Annotated in this window: 20 protein-coding genes; 8 read left to right on the top strand and 12 right to left on the bottom strand. The window is 40.5% G+C overall.

Translation table 11 applies throughout. The annotated features are described in order from the left end of the window. Positions 1-23 precede the first annotated feature (23 nt). The 3 genes from QUD05_RS05920 (at position 24) to QUD05_RS05910 (ending at position 2,480) form a co-directional block, all read left to right on the top strand. Complete coding sequence (locus QUD05_RS05920) at positions 24-377, top strand: phenylpyruvate tautomerase MIF-related protein (RefSeq protein ID WP_289795274.1); 354 nt, start codon at positions 24-26, stop codon at positions 375-377. Between the two features lie 80 nt (positions 378-457). Then, positions 458-1,549 carry a dual-specificity RNA methyltransferase RlmN gene (gene rlmN / locus QUD05_RS05915; RefSeq protein ID WP_289795273.1) on the top strand — a complete coding sequence of 364 codons (1,092 nt, stop codon included), beginning with the start codon at positions 458-460 and terminating at the stop codon, positions 1,547-1,549. A 472-nt stretch (positions 1,550-2,021) separates the two neighbouring features. Continuing rightward, complete coding sequence (locus QUD05_RS05910; RefSeq protein ID WP_289795272.1) at positions 2,022-2,480, top strand: hypothetical protein; 459 nt, start codon at positions 2,022-2,024, stop codon at positions 2,478-2,480. A 77-nt stretch (positions 2,481-2,557) separates the two neighbouring features. On the opposite strand, the gene QUD05_RS05905 is transcribed toward QUD05_RS05910, so the two are convergent. Both QUD05_RS05905 and uvrC read right to left on the bottom strand, forming a co-directional pair. Next, the gene (locus QUD05_RS05905; RefSeq protein ID WP_118168842.1) at positions 2,558-2,737 is read right to left on the bottom strand and encodes a replication restart DNA helicase PriA; all 180 of its coding nucleotides are present in this window, start codon (positions 2,735-2,737) and stop codon (positions 2,558-2,560) included. 640 nt (positions 2,738-3,377) lie between these two features. Beyond that, a complete protein-coding gene (uvrC, locus tag QUD05_RS05900) occupies positions 3,378-5,255 on the bottom strand; it encodes an excinuclease ABC subunit UvrC (protein ID WP_289795271.1) in 1,878 nt (625 codons plus the stop codon). Between the two features lie 499 nt (positions 5,256-5,754). Between uvrC and QUD05_RS05895 the strand changes: the two genes are divergently transcribed. Continuing rightward, positions 5,755-5,934, top strand: a complete 180-nt coding sequence (locus tag QUD05_RS05895) for a hypothetical protein (RefSeq protein ID WP_289795270.1) — start codon at positions 5,755-5,757, stop codon at positions 5,932-5,934. 20 nt (positions 5,935-5,954) lie between these two features. On the opposite strand, the gene QUD05_RS05890 is transcribed toward QUD05_RS05895, so the two are convergent. The 7 genes from QUD05_RS05890 to QUD05_RS05860 all read right to left on the bottom strand — a co-directional run bounded on the left by QUD05_RS05890 (position 5,955) and on the right by QUD05_RS05860 (position 13,475). After that, the gene (locus QUD05_RS05890; RefSeq protein WP_289795269.1) at positions 5,955-6,377 is read right to left on the bottom strand and encodes a response regulator; all 423 of its coding nucleotides are present in this window, start codon (positions 6,375-6,377) and stop codon (positions 5,955-5,957) included. Between the two features lie 553 nt (positions 6,378-6,930). After that, a complete protein-coding gene (locus QUD05_RS05885) occupies positions 6,931-7,938 on the bottom strand; it encodes an NF038130 family PEP-CTERM protein (RefSeq protein WP_289795268.1) in 1,008 nt (335 codons plus the stop codon). Positions 7,939-8,340: 402 nt separating this feature from the next. Further along, positions 8,341-9,552, bottom strand: a complete 1,212-nt coding sequence (locus QUD05_RS05880) for an LL-diaminopimelate aminotransferase (protein ID WP_289795267.1) — start codon at positions 9,550-9,552, stop codon at positions 8,341-8,343. 45 nt (positions 9,553-9,597) lie between these two features. After that, positions 9,598-9,933 carry a thioredoxin family protein gene (locus QUD05_RS05875; protein WP_289799889.1) on the bottom strand — a complete coding sequence of 112 codons (336 nt, stop codon included), beginning with the start codon at positions 9,931-9,933 and terminating at the stop codon, positions 9,598-9,600. Between the two features lie 174 nt (positions 9,934-10,107). Beyond that, positions 10,108-10,884, bottom strand: coding sequence for a PspA/IM30 family protein (locus QUD05_RS05870; RefSeq protein WP_289795266.1), 777 nt, complete (start codon positions 10,882-10,884; stop codon positions 10,108-10,110). 162 nt (positions 10,885-11,046) lie between these two features. Next, positions 11,047-11,796, bottom strand: a complete 750-nt coding sequence (locus QUD05_RS05865) for a PspA/IM30 family protein (RefSeq protein ID WP_289795265.1) — start codon at positions 11,794-11,796, stop codon at positions 11,047-11,049. A 317-nt stretch (positions 11,797-12,113) separates the two neighbouring features. Further along, complete coding sequence (locus tag QUD05_RS05860; RefSeq protein WP_289795264.1) at positions 12,114-13,475, bottom strand: hypothetical protein; 1,362 nt, start codon at positions 13,473-13,475, stop codon at positions 12,114-12,116. A gap of 195 nt (positions 13,476-13,670) precedes the next feature. On the opposite strand from QUD05_RS05860, the gene QUD05_RS05855 reads away from it, so the two are divergent. Both QUD05_RS05855 and QUD05_RS05850 read left to right on the top strand, forming a co-directional pair. Further along, on the top strand, positions 13,671-14,225 hold the full coding sequence (locus QUD05_RS05855) for a DciA family protein (RefSeq protein ID WP_289795263.1): 555 nt from the start codon (positions 13,671-13,673) through the stop codon (positions 14,223-14,225). Between the two features lie 428 nt (positions 14,226-14,653). Beyond that, positions 14,654-14,968 (top strand): hypothetical protein, encoded by a 315-nt coding sequence (locus QUD05_RS05850; protein WP_289795262.1) that lies wholly within the window; start codon positions 14,654-14,656, stop codon positions 14,966-14,968. Positions 14,969-15,095: 127 nt separating this feature from the next. On the opposite strand, the gene menB is transcribed toward QUD05_RS05850, so the two are convergent. After that, a complete protein-coding gene (menB, locus tag QUD05_RS05845) occupies positions 15,096-15,929 on the bottom strand; it encodes a 1,4-dihydroxy-2-naphthoyl-CoA synthase (RefSeq protein WP_289799888.1) in 834 nt (277 codons plus the stop codon). Between the two features lie 164 nt (positions 15,930-16,093). Here menB and QUD05_RS05840 point away from each other — a divergent pair, with 164 nt between their 5' ends. Both QUD05_RS05840 and QUD05_RS05835 read left to right on the top strand, forming a co-directional pair. After that, the gene (locus QUD05_RS05840; protein ID WP_289795261.1) at positions 16,094-16,930 is read left to right on the top strand and encodes an Rpn family recombination-promoting nuclease/putative transposase; all 837 of its coding nucleotides are present in this window, start codon (positions 16,094-16,096) and stop codon (positions 16,928-16,930) included. A gap of 250 nt (positions 16,931-17,180) precedes the next feature. After that, positions 17,181-18,041, top strand: coding sequence for a hypothetical protein (locus QUD05_RS05835; protein WP_289795260.1), 861 nt, complete (start codon positions 17,181-17,183; stop codon positions 18,039-18,041). Here QUD05_RS05835 and QUD05_RS05830 read toward each other — a convergent pair. Together QUD05_RS05830 and QUD05_RS05825 are read right to left on the bottom strand one after the other, a co-directional pair. Continuing rightward, entirely contained in the window at positions 18,016-19,329 is a 1,314-nt protein-coding gene (locus QUD05_RS05830; protein ID WP_289795259.1) for a site-specific DNA-methyltransferase, read from the bottom strand. The genes QUD05_RS05835 and QUD05_RS05830 overlap by 26 nt on opposite strands. Beyond that, the gene (locus QUD05_RS05825) at positions 19,310-19,570 is read right to left on the bottom strand and encodes a helix-turn-helix domain-containing protein (RefSeq protein WP_289795258.1); all 261 of its coding nucleotides are present in this window, start codon (positions 19,568-19,570) and stop codon (positions 19,310-19,312) included. The genes QUD05_RS05830 and QUD05_RS05825 overlap by 20 nt, the downstream gene beginning before the upstream one ends. Positions 19,571-19,577 lie beyond the last annotated feature (7 nt).

Genomic DNA, 19,577 nt, shown 5'->3' with positions numbered 1-19,577 from the left:
ATCCAAAATTCCAAATCAGTACTATGCCTTTAATTAAAGTGCAAACTTCTGCATCTACTCCTCAAAAAGCTGAAATTGAGTCAATGCTTTTAAACCTCTCAGCCAGGTTAGCGAAACATTTAGGAAAACCAGAATCTTATGTAATGACTGCTTTTGAACCAGAAATTCCCATGACTTTTGCCGGGAATACAGACCCAGTTTGCTACATTGAAATTAAGAGTGTTGGCACGATGAAGCCAGATCAAACCGCAGCAATGAGTCAGGACTTTTGCCAACAGATTAATCAAACTCTAGGTGTGCCAAAAAATCGAATTTATATAGAGTTTGCAGACGCTAAGGGTGCAATGTGGGGCTGGAACGGCACAACTTTTGGCTAGTTTCTCGTCATCTTTAGTCAAGACTAACTCGATCTAGCAGGTGTAGGATAGAGATCCAACATCAACTCGTGATTTTTTTTATGTCTGCTACGCCTCTTGTATCTCAGGTTGACTTCAACTCAGAAAAATCAGAATTAATCCCTCCCCTTCTAGGTGCTTCTCTGGCAGAGTTAACTACTTGGGTGCAGCAACAAGGACAACCTGCTTACAGAGGAAAGCAGCTGCATGAATGGATCTATGACAAGGGAGTGCGATCGCTAGCTGATATTTCTGTCTTCCCCAAGCAATGGCGTGCAGAATTAGCAGAAGTTCCCGTAGGACGCTCAATTTTACATTACCGCTCTGAGGCTCCCGATGGTACGGTCAAATATCTTTTACGATTAGCAGACGGGCAAATTATTGAAACTGTTGGCATCCCCACCTTCGCAGAAAGGGGAGAAGGCCCAAAAGCCCGTCTGACAGTTTGCGTTTCTACTCAGGTGGGTTGCCCAATGGCGTGTGATTTCTGCGCTACTGGTAAGGGAGGCTACAAGCGGAACCTTGCACGGCATGAAATTGTCGATCAGGTGTTAACTGTGCAAGAAGATTTTCGGCAACGGGTTAGCAATGTGGTGTTTATGGGACTGGGCGAACCGTTGTTGAATACTGAGAATGTCCTCGCAGCACTGAAATCCCTCAATCAAGATGTCGGTATTGGGCAGCGATCGCTTACAGTTTCTACAGTGGGTATTCGCGATCGCATCCGTCAGTTCGCGCAAAATAATTTGCAAATCACTCTCGCTGTAAGTCTCCACGCACCCAACCAAGCACTCCGAGAAAAACTCATCCCCAGCGCCCGCGCCTATCCTCTCGAAGATTTACTGGCTGAATGCCGAGAATATGTGGAAATCACTGGCCGCCGCGTTACTTTTGAATATGTTCTCCTGGCTGGTGTTAACGATCTACCAGAACACGCACTGGAACTTTCAAAATGTATGCGAGGATTTCAAAGTCATGTGAATTTGATTCCCTACAATCCCATCCAAGAAGTAGACTACAAACGCCCCAACCGCGATCGCATTGAAGCATTTGTCAACGTCCTTAAGCAACAAAATACTGCTGTGAGTGTGCGTTATTCCCGTGGTTTAGAAGCCGATGCTGCTTGCGGACAATTGAGAGCAAGTAAGAATTAAACTTGTTGTAGTCAATTTTATGTATGAATGAATATGAAACCGCAGATAAACACAGATATGTCTTCAGATACATCTGTGTTTATCTATGGCGTAAAACTGCTTGAGATCCCTTTGTTAACTTACCCACCGCAGGTAGATTTACGGTAATCCGGCAAACCATGTCAAACATTTAAATGTATAATTTAATTAAGATGAATATCTAAGAAGCGACAGTTCTATGAAAAATCAAGAGAATGCACTGGATATAACCTTGATTTAGAAATCTATTCTCAATGCACTAATATGTAGAACACGTCACTGACTGAAGAATGTTGGCGTAGTCAGCCCTAAGCCTATAACGGTAAATAAAACATTAGCTTTAGTTAACTATTCCAAGCCCCTGTATTTATATATTATATAGGGAAATTCTGTTGACATTTTAAGGGTTTAGCGATCGCTCAACCCAACTTATAACAATTGAGGAAATAATTGTATGTTGAATCGCTTATCGTTGGTTAAAGTATGGCTACCATTGATTGTGCTTGCCAAAGCTTTATCTATTAATTTTCCTGCATCTGCACAAATAATTCAGACGAATCCCCAGACGCCAGATTCGCCTCAAGAAAGAATCAGACAACAGCAAGAGCAGCAAAATCAGCAAACACAAGAACGAATGAACCAAACATGGCTACGGCAAAATTTTCAACAACCACAACAACAGATAATACAACAGCAAGAATTTACACGACAACGGCAAGAAATGCTCCGCCAGCAACAATTTAGACTACAACAGGAAGAAACAAGACTACAACAGCAAGACTTTTCACAACAGCAACAACTGAGAATACAACAGCAACAACTTAGACAAGATCAACAAATTAGACAACAGCAACAATTTAGGTTGCAACAACAGATCCGACAGCAACAACTCAGACAACAGAATAATCCGTAAAGTCTTTAAAATTTATGACAAGTAAATTTATTATTAGAAATTAGAGAAAACATTCTCTAATTTTGAATTTCTGTTATCTAGCGCTGTGCATAAATTCCTGGTGCATAAGCCTCAATTACTTTGCCAGTGCGAGTGCAACTAATCATCAAGTAGTCACAACTAGAGCATTGTGTTCGAGTTAATTGACTATCAGAAATATAATAACGTTCTGCTTGGCTGCCGCAATTTGGGCAGTAAATCTTTTGTACTGTCTGCATTTTAAAACCCCTGGTTGTAATTTATTTTTTATTTGAGAAAACTGCCAGTTAAAGTAGAAAAAATTTTGGTTTGACCCAACTTAACAAACGACTTTAATATTGGCTAATTATTTTAAACAAAATTTCAGATTTGAAAAAACTTCAATTTCTCTCTATACTATCCTATAATTTAAGTGATTTTACCCTCTTACTTTAGGTACATAAATTATTTTTTAATGAAATGACGCTTAGAGATTTACTGATCCCTATAACGAATGCCTTGAGAGAGACTTATTTATAGTCATCTTGGACAGATACAAAAAAAAGCCGTTCTTGTATTCAAAAATTAAACTACAGAAAATACTGTATATTTAGTAACAAAATATTTATCTTAAGGATTAGTTAATATTTGCTGGTAAGATTTATGAGGTGAAATTCTGGTGTGAAAATTTAATCAAAATTACCATAGTTATGAAATACTTGTAAATTTACGGTATTTACACATCTTAAATTCTCGCAGATAAACTTAACAGAATTCTCTGCGAGAGTGGAACTAATACTTTTTCAAGCTAGTTTTAAGGGTGTGTAGTAAGGACTTTAGCCCTTACTACAAACTTGTTTATTCATATATAAATTGAAATTTTACAGATTACTAATCTTCTCAAGCAGGATGAAAATAATCGTAAATTTCTTGAGCCAAACGCGGTCCGATTCCTGGAACCTCTGCAAGTTGTGGGGTTGTTGCTTGGCGAATATAATCAACTGAGCGAAAATGCCCTAGTAGCTGCTTTTGTCGATGATGTCCTAAGCCAGGAATTTCATCTAAACGCGATCGCTTCAATTTATCACTGCGCTGTTGACGATGGAAACTCACTGCAAACCGATGCGCCTCATCCCGCAACCGCCGCAATAACTGTACCCCTGGTTGTTCTGCATCAGTTGTCAAGGGTTTAGATTCTCCTGGTAAAAAAATCTCTTCTCGCTGCTTTGCTAAACTTACCACTCGCAAGTCTTCTAATAAATTCATCTCTTGCAAAACGGCGACAACTGATGATAACTGACCTTTACCACCATCAATCATGATTAAATCAGGCCAGTCAGGATTACCTAAACGTGTTAATTGCGGATTTTCCCCATACTTGCGAAACCGCCGCTGGATGACTTCAGCAAGACTAGCAAAATCATCTGAATGTCCTGCTGTCACCGTGGGATTTTTAATTTTGTAGTGGCGATAATGTTGTTTGGCGGGTAATCCATCGATAAACACGACTTGGGAAGCTACTGCATTTGACCCTTGAATATGGGAAATATCATAACCTTCAATGCGGTGGGGTACATCGGGTAAATCGAGAATGGTAGCTAAATCTTGCATTGCTTGGTGATTGCGATCGCCAAATTTCTGCATTCTTTGCAATTCATACTGAGCATTTCGCTCTACCATCTCAATTAATTCTGCCTTAGTTTGCCGCAAAGGAGTCAATATTGTGACTTTTTTGCCTTTACGTTGAGTTAAGACATCCGCCAATATCTCCGCATCTGGTAAATCATGCTGTACCAAAATCTCTAAGGGTATTTCCACCGAGTCAGCAGTTTGGTAATGTTCTTCTAAAGCTCGTTGTAAAATAGCTCCTGGTTCTGCATGAGCATCCGCTACAAAGGCTAAACGCCCTACCAATTGCCCAGCCCGAATCTGGAATAGTTGAATGCAGGCGTGCTGTTCATCGGCTGCCAGTGCGATCGCATCCCGCGAAACTGTATCATCTGGTAAGGAAACTTTTTGGTCGGCTGTCAGTGACTTTAGCCCAGAAATTTGATCGCGAATTCGCGCCGCTGACTCAAAATTCAAGTTCTCAGCGGCTGCGTTCATCTGTTGGGTCAAAATATCAATCAGTTCTTGGGTTCGACCTTGAAAAACCATCGCGATTTTTTGGACAATTTTACGATATTCTTCTGGTGAAATCATCTGTTGACACACACCAGGACAACGCCCTAAATCAAAATTCAAGCAAGGGCGGTCTTTAAAAAGTGGTTGAGGTCGTTGTCGCTGTGGAAAAATGCGCTTGCAGATGCGGACAATTTCTCGTAATAAACCAGCATCAGTATAAGGGCCGTAAAATTTATCCTTTTCTTTACCGAATTGCCGCTTACGGGTAATAAAAATTCGCGGATAATCTTCTGACCAAGTAATGCAGAGATAGGGATATTTTTTATCATCTTTGAGCAACACGTTAAAGTATGGCTGGTGTTGCTTGATCAAATTGGCTTCTAGCGCTAAAGCTTCGGCTTCAGTATCAGTAACGATGAATTCAATTTCTGTCACCAACTTGACCATCGTGGCGATACGTTCAGTCTTGTTGTAGCCATCCCGGAAATAGGAACGGACACGCGATCGCAACTTACGTGATTTACCTATATATATAATGCGATCGCTCCTGTCCCGCATGAAATAAACCCCCGGTTCCGGTGGAATTTCGGCTAGACGATTTTCCAGTCGTTCCGGCTCTTTAACCAGTGGTAATATTTGAGTAGATATTGTCACAATCAAAATTAAGTAATCTTTCTCTATTTTAAGAAAAATTCTTTTTTCGTGCCGATTTCATAAATTATTTATCAAGTAAATATAAAGTAGCCGCTTCTAAGCTAAAGGCTTGCCAAAAACTTACTCCAAGTATCACAACTTTCGAGCAGACTAGAGTTTGTTTCGCTGTCACCTTAGTTATCGGCTGCTGCTGTCAGAATAAAAACTTTGCTTTTTGAATCTATAGTTAACATTTTGAAATTGGTAATCATTTATTATCTAAAACTTTATATGTTAGATTATATGATAATATTTTTGTATTGCTCTATATTATTTATTAATAGTAAACAGGCTTATATATTGCTTGTATAAACATTAAATAAAATCTTAACTTATTGACACTATTTATGTTTATTTATTGAATTTATAATATTAAGCGAATTAACGGATTTAGTCAGTTAAATTTATGATTATGATTGAGAATATATTTATTATGATGATTTCAGGCGAGAGCTAAACTATGAATTTACAAGATTTTGAAATCCAGTATCGTGAGGCTATGGCTGAAACTCTCAATGAACTGCAAACAGCAGTTTTGTTATTAGCGCAAGTACAACAGAAAATTTCAACAATTGGCAGTTCTGTACAAACTCTTAGTCAGTGCGTTGAAGAGTTTATTGCCGATCAAAAAGCGGAATAAATACACGCCTAGCAAAAAAGTTATCTGTGGCGACAAGTAAACTGTTCTTCAATTGCAAGGATGAGATCCTTGAGTTTTAAAGGTTTGACAAAATAGCAACATGCACCCAAGCTCAGAGCTAGTTCTTGATCTGCTTTAAAAGCAAAGGCTGAAACCACAATGATAGGTATTTTTGACAAATGAGGTTTTTGCTGGACTTGTTTTAAGAGTGAATAACCGTCAATATCTGGCAATTTCAAGTCCAATAACATTAAATCAGGCTCGAATTTCTCTATGGTTGAGAAAAAAGCAGAGCCTTCTGATAAACTTTGGACTTCATATCCCCAGTAACTTAGATAGTCACTAAGTAACATCCGATTGAGGTAATGGTCTTCAACTAGTAAAATTCGTCTAACTTTGTGTGACTGCAATGGCTGATTTATATTGAGTAATTCTACTGTCATTGCTACCTATTATCTGATTATCTTAATTAAAAGCCAACAATTATTACGATAAACTAAAACAGTAGTGCATTTCAAAAGTAAAACAAATAGAAATTGTACTTATGTAGTCTAATGAAATATCTGAAGAAATCAAATTTAGCTGCACTACGATAATAAAATGATAGTATAATCAAATCTAATTAAATCAAAAATTAATCTTTTTTTTACGAATTTTTTATAATTTAGAGTATTAAATTTACATATTTTTTACAAATTTAATTTCCTAAATTTTATGAGTAAAACTACTTCAGTAATACTGGAACTAATATTGTGGTAATTGTCCTCACTAAACCTGTGAGAGTAAGTAATACTATTGTACGAAATCCATATTACAAAAAAATCAAGTTGCTAGGTGCATAGAGATGTAAAATCTTGCAACCGATTTATTTGTTGCACGCATTTTTAGAAACAGTATAACCTATAAGATTAAATTATCTTTTGGGTGCAAGGAATTATTCATCAAAAAAGGGAGCTAACAGCTCCCTTACTTATTTGTAGTTTTGAACCTGCACTTTTAAATAGATGCTTTTTTCAATTTGCGTTGCGTTACAAAGACGCCAGCAACACCCAGTAAACCAAGCATTACTGATGATTCTGGGACTGGAGTAGGGGTATATCCAGGTGTGTTCCAAGTGTAATATGCGTTGTAGGATGAACGGTCATCGGAAGCTGTAATTCCTGACACAGTGGGGTTAAAACTGTAAGCGTAGTAGGTTTTGCCACCAGTAACTACCTTGGCAATTTCACTAGCTCCGATTCCACCTTGGAAAACATTTAATGTCGCTCTGAAGGTGAGGAGATCTTTAAATGAACTCAGTTTTTGCTTGGTTGATAGGGACAGTGATGGAAGTAATAGAACCTTGTCAACATCTGAAGCGGTGACACTTTCTAGTGTTTTGCCTGGAAATAGTGATTTCACTCCTGGAGTTGATCCCACTCCATTCCAGCCTAGGGTAAGGTTATTATTAACTGTAGCTGAGAGTTTAGTCTTGACATCCAAATGACCAACCAATGTCAGTTCTACACCTCCATTTTGACCGAATTGGAAGCTACCAATGTTAGGATCTCCTATCCCCAATGAAGGAAAAGAATTTGTTACTAATAATTTGGTGCTGTCTGAAAACCCACTCCACACTGACTTAAATGGAGTATAGGTATTCAACAAATCACCCAGCCATTGCGAACCAAAACTATTCCAGTCATTAGCAGTGACACTGCTAACGCTAGCACTGTATTTTCCTTGTGTGGCGGTGAAACCAACATTAGAACCTGGGGTTTCGCTACTATACCAAAGCTCGACGTTAGAAGTGGGGTCGTTATCTGTCAAAGCTTTGATGGCAGCGTTAGTACCACCTTGTGCATTCCCATTGATGAAGCTACCATTTGAGCCACCAGTGTAAGTGTTAATTTCTCCTGTATTATTGAAGTCAAAAGATGTAGCGTGTGCTGGGGCAGTGGCAAGAGCGCTCACACCAATAGCCATTGAAGCACCAATTACAAGTTTCTGAAAAGTCATTTTCATTGTTTTCAAGTCTCTGTCAGTTTGGAAGTTAAGTTTTAAACTACTGCCGTTTTTAGGCTTGGGCTGTCTTGACCACGGGCTTTTTGGCAATACGGCTGCTTAAAAGCACGACCTGTATTTTTTAGCCGTCTTTGGTATCTGAGCGTACAAACCCAGTTTAAGAAACGGAGAGACCTGATTGGGTAAAGTTACTGCCGATTGTCAATAAAAAGATGAAGAATGTTTTGAGAGTTTTATACGTTTAATTACATATTTTAAGTATTTAGCATAGTTACAAAAGTAACTCTAGAAAATTTCAAGTTCAGTAAAATACGTAGGGACACACAAATGTGCGTCCCTACTGTATGTTCCATTGGTAAACTTTGCCACTAAAAATCCTTGGCGTTCAGCTTGAGAAGGAATTTAATGAAGAAACTCAGCCATTCTTTCTACAGCAATTTCTAACAAAGGTGGCTCATGCACCAAGGCAAAACGGACATACCCTTCTCCAGATTTTCCAAAGCCAGCACCTGGAGAAACTGCTACACCAGTTTGTTTGACTAGCTGGGTACAAAATTCTACGGAGTTTTCACTCCAAGGTGAGGGCAATTTTGCCCAGATGTACATTGTGGCTTGGGGAGTAGGAACATTCCAGCCAATGCGATGTAAAGCACTGATAAAAGCATCACGCCGCTCCTGGAAGGTGGTAACAGAAGATTTTACGCCAGCTTGAGGGCCAGTTAGGGCAGCGATCGCACCATTTAAAATTCCCCGATACTGATTAAAATCAACGGCGGCTTTTACCTGGCGTAAGGCGTTAATTAATTGGGCATTACCAATGGCATAGCCAATACGGAAGCCGCCCATATTGTAGGACTTGGAAAGGGTGAAAAATTCAATCGAGACGCTTTTTTCTGGATCGGCTTGCAGAATTGAAGGGACTAAGGATTTTGGATTAGGAAAAGAATCTGCCCACTCCCTACTTTCTTGAAATACCAAATCTACGTAGGGGAAATCATGAACCAGCACGAGATTGTGTTGTTGGCAGAAGGCAACAGCTTCTTGGAAAAAAGATAAAGGTGCGATCGCAGCAGTGGGATTGTGAGGATAACTTAATACCATCATCCGCGACTGGGCCAAAACTGGGGCAGGAATATCAGCAAACACTGGTAAAAAATCGTTTTCTGCCAGTAGTGGCATCGGGTAGATTTGACCGCTGGCTAGGTAGACTCCCCCCGCATGGGATGGATAACCTGGATCGAGCAACAGGGCAAAATCTCCTGGATTAAGTATTGCTAGGGGTAAATGGGCTGTGCCTTCTTGAGAACCAATTAAAGGTAGTACCTCAGTTTGAGGATCGACTTTGATACCAAATTTTTGTTCGTACCAGTTGGCTGCGGCTTCGCGAAATTCTTGGGTACCGTTAAACAACAGATAACCGTGGGTACTGCGATCGTGGAGAGATTGGGCGATCGCTTCGATGACGTGTGCCTCGGCTGGTAAATCAGAAGACCCCAACGACAAATCTATTACTTGCTGTCGAGCGGCCAAAGCGATCGCCTTGGCTCTGTCCATATCAGCAAATACATTAGATTTTAGGGGTTGTAAACGTTTCGCAAACTGTATGTTAGTCATTTGTAATTTGTCATTAGTCATTTGTCATTAGCTATGGACTATTGACTAATTACTATTTAAGTGCGTATCTAAGAGTTCGAGTAATTTATCTTTGCCGATGACTCCCTCAGTGGATATCAAAACTTCCTGGCCTTGAAATAGTCTGAGGGCGGGTACACCTTCCACTTGGTACTGCTTAACAGTGAGTGGGTTGGGGTCGATTTCCATTTTAACGACTTTGAGGCGATCGCTATATTTGCTAGCAGCTGAGTTAATCAGGGGCGACATCAATTGACAAGGCCCACACCAGGAAGCCCAAAAATAAACTAATACAGGCTGCTCGGCTTTTAACACTTCGGTTTCAAACTCAGCATCGGTTATGGTGATTACAGCCTTACTCATTGCAGTCTCCATCAGGTGGCGATCAAAGTTGGCACACACAATACTTTATCCCAAAGTCGTCAATAGTCCATAGCTAATAATTTCTAGTGATTAGGATTGTTAACTATTGACTAATGACGTAAAATCCCACAGCCAACTGGTGTGGGACTAGCTTAAATAAGTTTTCTGTCAATTTTACAGTTGATCCAATTGCTTGCGTAGGGAATCCAACTCGGCGTCAACCACCTCATTAGATTTAGGAGTAGTGGTTTGTTGTTGCGGTGGCAGTTGGGCTTGATTTTGTGGAGCGGCGGGTGGTAGCATTTGCGCTTTCAAAGCTGCCAATTCATCATCAACATCGCTACTACCTTCCAACTGAGCAAATTGGCTTTCTAAATTTTCACCTGCTAACTCTCCTAGTGCCTGGGCTCGGGATTCTTGGATTAAGACTTTTTCTTCCATCCGCTCGAAGGCAGCCATTGCACTGCTGGTATTCATCCCACGCACCATACCTTGAAGTTGCTCTTGGGCTTTGGCGGTAGTGATTCTAGCTCTGAGCATTTCTTTCTTGGTCTTAGCCTCAGAAATTTTGCTTTCCAGCTGGATTAAGTTGCGCTTGAGGGTTTCAACTTGGGTGCTTTGCGTATCTAAACTAGCTTTGAGGGCAGCACTGGTGTCTGTATAAGTCTTCTTGCGCTCTAAAGCTTGCCGCGCCAAGTTCTCATCACCTTTTTGTAGCGCTAGTTGGGCATTGCGTTGCCACTTATTGATTTCATTTTGGGCGTCATTATACTGTTTCTCACTGCGTTTTTGGGAGGCAATCGTCTGGGCTACACCCTGACGCAGCTGTACCAAGTCTTCCTGCATTTCCAGGATGGCTTGCTCTAGCATTTTTTCGGGGTCTTCGGCTTTGTTAACCAGATCGTTGAGGTTAGAACTAACTACTCGCTTAATGCGATCGAATAATCCCATAACTTTGTTTTTCCTTGTGTGATTTACGCTTTTTGTTGGACAGTTAGCTTTTTCACTTTTTTATAGCTACCTATTTCAATGTAATCTTTCCAGTTTGAATCAGTACCTCCTAACAACTCTTAATTGTTAAGATATCGCCAAACTGGGGTAATTAGTAGAACTTTAAGAATCCTGAGTTTTGGGTAACTGCTGTTGGGGAGGCTGCTCTGTCTTTTGGCTCTCCTCAGTTAGGATTTTGTGCTGTGTGTTTTCTGACTGCTTGAAAACCTGTACCTTCATCGCTGCCAATTCGGTATCTACATCATTAGATTCCAAAGAAGTAAATTGTGTTTCCAAGTCGTCGCTACTAAGTTGAGCTATGGCTTCTGATTGAGCTTCTATCTGTGAAACTTTTTCTTCCATACGCTCAAAGGCACTCAGACTGCTAGTAGCAGAAACTCCGCCGAGCATTTCTTGGAGGCGATAAGACGCTTCAGCAGAACGGGCGCGGGCAATATACATATCTTTTTTAGTTTTCGCCTCGGCAATTTTTAACTCTAGCGATCGCATATCCTTTTTTAGCCTAGCAACTATCTCGTTTTGCTGCTCTATCTGCGAAAAGAGGGCTGTAGTAGTTTCTTTATAGGCTTGGCGCTTAGTCAAAGCTTCACGTGCTAGAGGTTCATTGCCTTGTTGCAGCGCCAATTGGGCGCGGCGATACCATTCTTCCGTTTGAGACTGGGCGGCCGCTGCTTGTCGTTCAGTGCGTTTCTGGGTAGCGATCGCTTGTGCTACACCCTGCCGCAATTGCACCAGATTTTCCTGCATTTCCAGGACAGCTTGCTCCAAAATCTTTTCTGGATCTTCTGCACCACCGATCAGACTATTGAGATTAGCGCGAATCACCCGCAGGATACGCTTGATTAATTCCATATCGGCTCTCCAACGAAATCCAGTTCTAAGTGCTGTTAGCAGGGCGTTTAGCCCGTGCTGAGTAATGAATTTAGTTATAGAGTGCTGAGTGCCTAGTTAAAGTACTGAGTATAGTAATATTTTTTGTCATAGGGTAGTTATGGAGTGCTGAGTGCCTAATAAAAGTTTTGAGTATAATATTTTTTGTTGTGGGGTCGTAAACAAACAATATTTTGTCTCTACCACTCAGCACAGGCTAAACCTTAGCTATCCGCTAACACAACTCAGCACTTATTGACTCAGGACTGTTATCTCATGGTATCGTAGATTTTTGCAATTCATGGCTGCTGAACTCGTGCCTTGATTCCCTTCGCTTCTAACAGTTTCATCTGTTGTTTTACTTGCTCTTTAGTTTTAAAAGCACCCAGATAAATCAATTCTTTGTTAGGCGATAAATAAGCATCAGGAATTACTTGCCGTGCTGAGGCAAAAGCTGCACCTTTATTATCAATCACTACATGATAAAACCCATCTGTTCCTGGCTTGATTTCTGCATCTGGCTTTGGTGACGTTGCGATTGGCTTGGGCGAGGTTTTTGTCGGTGAAGTGGGAGGTAAACTTAGGGGAGGCAATGATTGTAGCGTCGGTACTGGTGCTAAAGCAATCGGGTTAGTCGGTTGGGCTGTATTGGGGTTAGACAATGCCCCTTGAGGATTTACGGGGTTTTGGGGAACAACTGGATTAGGCACTACAGCGGGGGTTGGTTGGACTTTGGGTTTTAAGCCAACTACATCATTGGGATCTCTTACTTCAGGAAACTCTTCAGTAGCTAGATTGGGATATTTGGGTATAGATGTGCTTGGTGGCTGAATTTGAGGTTGGACATTACTCCCAACTTCTTCAGTATTTTCTGGTGTGGGAGAGGAGTTGCCGTTAAATAAATTACCTAAATTCCATTGTGGCAAGCTTTTAGGATTGAAGACTGCATAACCCAAGATCAGACTAGCCACCAATAGTAGCAACATGGAGCCAATACCCAAAGGTGATAGCAGACTGTCGCTAGAATTGCTTGGTTTCTTGGTTTCTGGTTGTTCTTCTGTCAGACTTCGCAGCAGTGCTTCACTAGATTCTAAATAGTCATCTGGGTGCTTGGGGCTATCATCTTGCTGCAAGTGATTTTCGCTTTTAGTATTTTTAACGATCGCTGGCACAATGCTGCTACTAAAGTTGGGTGGTGGTGGTGGGAGTTGAGTTTGTGTTTTAGCTGCATTGGAGGTGGAGGGCAGATTCAGATTATTCAGTTCCTCAATTTTTGCCGTAGTTGGTGCTGGGTTCATCTCAGGATTCACAGCTACAGATGGGGGTGAGACATCAATTTTTGCCGTAGCTGGCGCTGGATTAATGTCAGGATTCACGGTTACAGATGCAGGCGATACGTTGGTTTTAATTTCCGTTGCTGATGACTGAGTTGCGCCCAATATTGTCGAAATGGTAGTTAACGGTTGGGGTTGTCCGCTGATGTAACTTGCAACACGGGACTGCTTAGATGACACCAAACCAGTTCGCGTGCGTCGGTATCGAGCTAACTCTTGATCTAGCGGCACCTCTAAACTTGCTAGTGCCGCTGCTAGTACTGGTTTCAACCCAGGTGTTTTAGACGATTGATGAGTACTGGAGTCGTTTAGGGGATTTTGAGTCATTGCCTTTGCGCCTCAAACGAAGATAACTGGAATTAACTTTTAGATATATTTTGTGACAATAGTAGCGGAAATTATTTAAATAGATTGGGGATTGGGGGAGAGGTGACGGGTGATAGGGAATAATCTGCACCCTGTAACCTGTAACCTGTACCCTATCCTATTCCCTTCTTCACTCGTCACTCAGCACTTTGAATAATGTCGTTGAAATCAATTAATGATGTTTTAAGGATTCTGGAAAAGCAGTCGAAATGGCAGGAGCAACCATTTCAACGTCTGCTCAAGTGTTGGGCAGAAGTTGTTGGCTCAGTGGTTGCCGCAAATACTCGACCATTATCGATTCAGCGTGATGTTTTGTCGGTAGCAACTTCTAGTGCTGCTTGGGCACAAAACCTGACTTTTGGTCGCACATCTCTACTTTTAAAGTTGAATAAAAAGCTGCCAACGCCTTTGGTTGATATTCGCTTCTCTACTGCTGGCTGGCAGAATCCGTCGGTGGAGAGAAAACAGCAACAAACGGTTTCGCCTCATGAGCATCCCAGTTACCTTGGTGATGAGATTAACCGCCCTGATGCTACACCCACTAAAGATGTAAATGCGGCTTTTGGACATTGGACGAAAATTGTGCGATCGCGATCGCATGGCTTACCCCTTTGTCCCCAGTGCCAATCTCCCACCCCTCCCGGTGAACTCCAGCGCTGGGAAGTCTGTTCTGTCTGTGCTGCTAAACAGTTTTCAAAGCAAAATAGTTGAGCGATTATTTCGTTGAGCAGAGTTTATCCTGAAATAACTTGCTGCTATTACATCAAATCTTTCTGATTCTTGAGAAAAAGTATAGTTTGGCGCTGAAATATGCCGAATGTGGTATATGGAACAGGCTATTTATGTGAAAATTTATGCCTTAAGCCATACTTAAGGAGGAATTTAAAAGGCTGAATAAATCAAAAGCTTTAGTTTTAGTCTTGATCCCTAATAAGTTTTAGACGATACCTATATGTAGCTGCTGTAGTAATTATTTAAATATATAACAAGATTATAAAAATATCCTGAAGTTTATTTTTTACTTGGGATCGCTGAAACCTATAGAAAATAATGACTTTTTGGCTTTTCTCCGTCTTTATATATAGAAGCAGAATATAAAGATGAAATTCAGCCAGAAACAACACTAAAGATGAATCCGAATGAAACCCATTAAAGTTTTAGCATCTGCCTGTAGATATTGCCGTCATTACCAGCCAGAAGGCCGCCGTGGTGGAACGTGCCAGCAGTTGGGCGCACCAGTTCAAGCGACTTGGAAGGCTTGCTCTTTGGCGCTCCCACCTTTTGCACCTTCTTGGGAAACCTTAGAAGATGCTTGGGGTTTACCAGATGCAGCTCCAGTTTTAACATCTTGTCAATCTTTAGCCTCAGATTTCGATAATGCTGCTCTTGCCCCTCTAGAGGAAATAACGGCCTCCATATCTGAACAGGTAAAAACTAAAGTAGTGGTCATTTAGTCATCCATTATTACTGGACTGAGTTTGTAGTCTGCTTAAAATAAGATTTGTTTTTAAGATTTTTAGTGCTGTAAAAGTTTATATTTACAAAAATCGCACCCTTTAATAAGATGCGATTTTTGCTATTCTAAGGCAACCAAGGAAAAGAGCGAAAATCTGGTGGTCGCTTTTCGAGAAAGGCTTGTTTGCCCTCAGATCCTTCTTCTGTCATGTAATAAAGTAGGGTGGCGTTGCCAGCGAGTTCTTGTAAACCAGCTTGTCCGTCACAATCAGCGTTGAAGGCAGCTTTGAGACATCGAATTGCGATCGGACTTTTTTCTAAAATCTCCTGCGCCCATTGAATACCTTCCGCTTCTAGTTGTTCCACTGGGACGACGCAATTAATTAAACCCATTTCTAGCGCTTGTTGGGCATCATATTGACGGCAGAGAAACCAAATTTCTCTAGCTTTTTTNTGCCCCACAATGCGGGCGAGATAGCTGGCTCCAAAACCACCGTCGAAACTGCCGACTTTCGGGCCAGTCTGTCCGAAAATGGCGTTGTCGGCAGCGATGGTAAGGTCGCAAATTAAGTGTAGGACGTGTCCGCCACCGATCGCATATCCCGCTACTAAAGCAATCACCACTTTCGGCATCGAACGAATCAGGCGTTGTAAATCCAGCACATTCAAGCGGGGGATGCCAGTATCATCCACATAACCCGCATGTCCCCGCACACTTTGATCGCCACCAGAACAGAAAGCATATTTGCCATCAGTGTGTGGGCCATAACCCGTAAATAGGACGACACCAATAGTAGTATCTTCACGAGCATTACAAAAAGCGTCGTACAGTTCAAAGACAGTTTCAGGACGGAAAGCATTGCGTTTGTGGGGACGGTTAATAGTGATTTTTGCAATGCCATCAGTTTTTTGATACAGAATATCTTCGTAGGTTTTGGCAGTTTCCCAGTTAATTTGCATTGTTATGGAGTGCGCTGTTGCTTCAAGAATTTTATCGCGGACGTAGGGACATACGATACCTGCGGTGGTCACTGAGCTAAGTCGAAGTGTGGGCTACGCCTACGCTAAAATTGGTGTCTCAAGCCTTTACAATCTGGTAATTATCTGGGTGTTGAGGAATAGAAATGCGACGTGACACCATCTTCTACAAATTATTTAAGCAATTTCCCGGTTTACTGTTTGAATTAGTAGATGAACCACCCTTAGAAGCGGAAAATTACCAATTTGAATCGGTTGAAGTGAAAGAAACGGCGTTTCGGATTGATGGAGTGTTTCTACCTCCCGCTAATGCAGTTTCCAAAACCGTCTTTTTTGCTGAAGTCCAGTTTCAGAAGGACGAAGACCTGTATCACCGCTTTTTCAGCGAATTGTTTTTGTTTCTCTACCGCAACTCTATCCGTTACGATGACTGGTTTGGGGTAATAATTTTTGCTTCTCGCAGTCTAGAACCTTCTAACTCAACGATTCACCGCGCTTTATTAGAAAGTGGTCAAATCAGGCGGGTTTATCTGGATGAGTTGGGGGATTTGCGACAGCAACCTTTGGGATTGGGTTTGATGTTGCTGACAAATGTTACTTCTGAAACGGAAGCAATGGAAGGGGCGCGGTTTTTGCTGGAGCAAGCACGGCAACAATCGGAGCAAGCGATAATTGATTTAGTGACGACGATTATTGTCTACAAGTTTTCTAACCTTAGTCGAGAGGAGATTGCAGAAATGTTGGGACTGAATTTGGAAGAACCACGGGCGATTCGGGAAGCGAAGGAAGAAGGACGAGAGGAAGGAGAAAGAACGATCGTTTTACGACTATTAAATCGGCGTGTAGGTAATATTCCTGATAAACTTCTGTCCCAGATTCAAGGGTTATCGGTGGAACAGTTGGAAGCTTTAGGTGATGCTTTGTTGGATTTCTCTTCTCTTGCTGATTTGGAAGGGTGGTTACAAGATCAACTAAGCGTGTAAGTTTCACGCAGAGGAGGATGAGCGATCGCACTACAAATAAAGTTTCCCAAAGTGAAGAAGCATTTGCAGACACGCGGGTATATCAGAAGCAGTGGAAGAAAAAGTGCGATCGCTCATCCTCCGACTGTTAAAACGACTATCTGGGGAAATTGCTGAGGGACGTTGAAAGGGTTATCTTTTGAGTTTTTTTATAGAGTTATGTGTTTTATACTTAAAAGATTGTATCGATTATGGTGAGGGAGATTGTAATTTGAATTCATTCAGTAGCTACAAAGTAACTGCATCTAAGTGGATTACCATATTTGACTCACCATTCTACCCAGATTCTTTAGATGAAGCTAAAATGCTCTACGAGAAAGTTTTGGAGCGTTTCATAGAATTGGTAGACGAAGCAACCAACTCTGCAAATTTACTTGAAATTATTACAAAAGACCCAGATCCTTTACGTATTCAACTTCTGAGAGTATTTCGGAGGTATGTATCACCAGATACGACTGTAGAAATGACCAAGAAAAAACGTGATATTCCCACTATAATTAACGATTTTGGTGATAGATTTCGTAGCTTAGAAGAAGTTAGAAAAAATTTGCAAAGTCGTCCTGTACCCGATGAAACTCTGATGGCTCTTCTTTTAGAACAGAGTAAACGGGGGCAAAAAGGCTATGACTTGACAGAAGCGTTTTTCTTATGGTTTGACAGAGTATTTGGTAAAAACTATATAATTCGGGGGCCAGTTCGTGCTGGAAAAGATGTAATGCTTGATAAGGTTTTGGATAATTGGGAAGCTCAAACTCCAGCAGATATTTTTATATCTAGATTAGATGGAACCCCCTTAGTAGTTGGATTTGCTCGTTATGACTCTGATAGAGGAGGTTCTCAAGAAGATGATCGGACTGGTGGAAATCGAGATAAAGCAACTGATATTCTTAGATATGCTGATACATATAAAGTGGCTTTAAAAGTATTTTTTTTAAATGATGGCCCAGGATTGCTACTAGGATCTATGTGGAATGATTACGCTCGTCTAGAAAGTTATGGTAGTGGCAAAATAATAGTATGCACTCTGAAAATGCTTGATGAGAGATTTACACAAGATTGGCTTGAAAGTTGAGTTTGCTATCCCAATCATGTATTACAGTATCAGATATAAACTCTAATTCTGGTGTTTCTTCAATATATAAATCTAGACCACTTCGTAAAATTCTATTTATACCTATTAAGCACTTTTGTTCATGTTTAGCGGAACTATTTCCGTTAATAAAGTCACCCATTGCTTCTGTCCCTTTAACTAAACGCTGAACTATTGTAGCTATAGCAAGTTGGGAATTATCAATAGCTATCCATTTTCTACCTAACTCTTCAGCTATAGCAGCAGTAGTACCACTTCCAGCGAATGCATCTAACACAATATCTCCTTCATTAGATGAGGCTAGAATTATTCGTTTTATCATATCTGGATTTTTTTCTGTTGGATAGCCAGTAATTTTTATATTTTGATTGTGGGCATCCTTGAAATCAAGCCAAATATCTTGGACTGAAATACCCTGACTATTATCTAAATAAACTTTTCTTCTTGGATTTCCTGTTGGTGACCAGTAAATTTCTCCACGTGCATCCATTTCGTCTAAAGTTTCTGGAGTATATTGCCAGTGTTTACCAGGAGGAGGTAGCATTCCTCTCCAGGGTTGACCTGTTGCACCTTTTCTTACGCCAGGTGCATGAACAGGAACTTTCTTATAAACTCTTCCAGTCTCCTTTTCAACATATTGATATTCTTTCTTTGCAGTAGTTTCAGTCCAAGGGTTAAAAGGCTGATTCCATATATAATTATCTGTTTTTGTGTAAAATAGAATGTAATCAGCGGTGTTTCCATACTGTTTACGTGTATAGTTTTTTGGGTTACATTTTTTTCTTGTAATCAAATTGCGAAAGTTTTTAGAACCAAAAATTTCATCCATTAGAATTTTGATAGCACAAGCCATCTTGTCATCTAAATGTATATAAATAGAACCTTCATCTGATAAAAGTTCTCTTAGTAAAACCAGTCGTTGACGTAAAAACTCTAAATATTCTGCACCTTCCATTAGGTCGTGATAAGCATGGTCTCTTTGACGAGACTCAAAACTACTCCCTGTTGCATAGGGGGGGTCAATATAAATTAAACTAACTTTACCCGCGATAGTATCATCTTTCAAGAATGAACTAAGAACTCTTAAATTCTCTCCATAGATGAGTCTGTTTCTTGGATGTTCATCTATACTAATTATGCGATGTAACTTGGCGACAGGAATTTTTAATATATCTTCTATAGGAATTTTCCCTTCATATTCAAGACGAAAAGGAATGACATTTTTTTTTTGAGTTTTACGACTATTTTGACTAGTTATTCCTGTTGCCATTTGAGTTAATATCTTCTTCTGCTTGTTTTCTACTGTTATTTATTTGTAAGAACTCATCTAAGTCTTTTTGTCTGATACGCCAAATTCTTGGCCCCACTTTTGTAGCTTTAAGATTATTTGATGATATCCATCTTTGTACAGTTCTTTGGTGAACACGAAGAAGTTGAGCTACTTCAACAGTTGTTAAAAATGAAATATCTTCTTCACTATCATTATTGTTATGTTCTACATCTTGTCGCATTTGTCGC

Origin of the sequence: Nostoc sp. GT001 (assembly GCF_030382115.1) — a bacterium.
Lineage (GTDB): Bacteria > Cyanobacteriota > Cyanobacteriia > Cyanobacteriales > Nostocaceae > Nostoc.
Note: the sequence above shows the minus strand (reverse complement) of the source record. Positions and strands in the feature narration are given on the sequence as shown.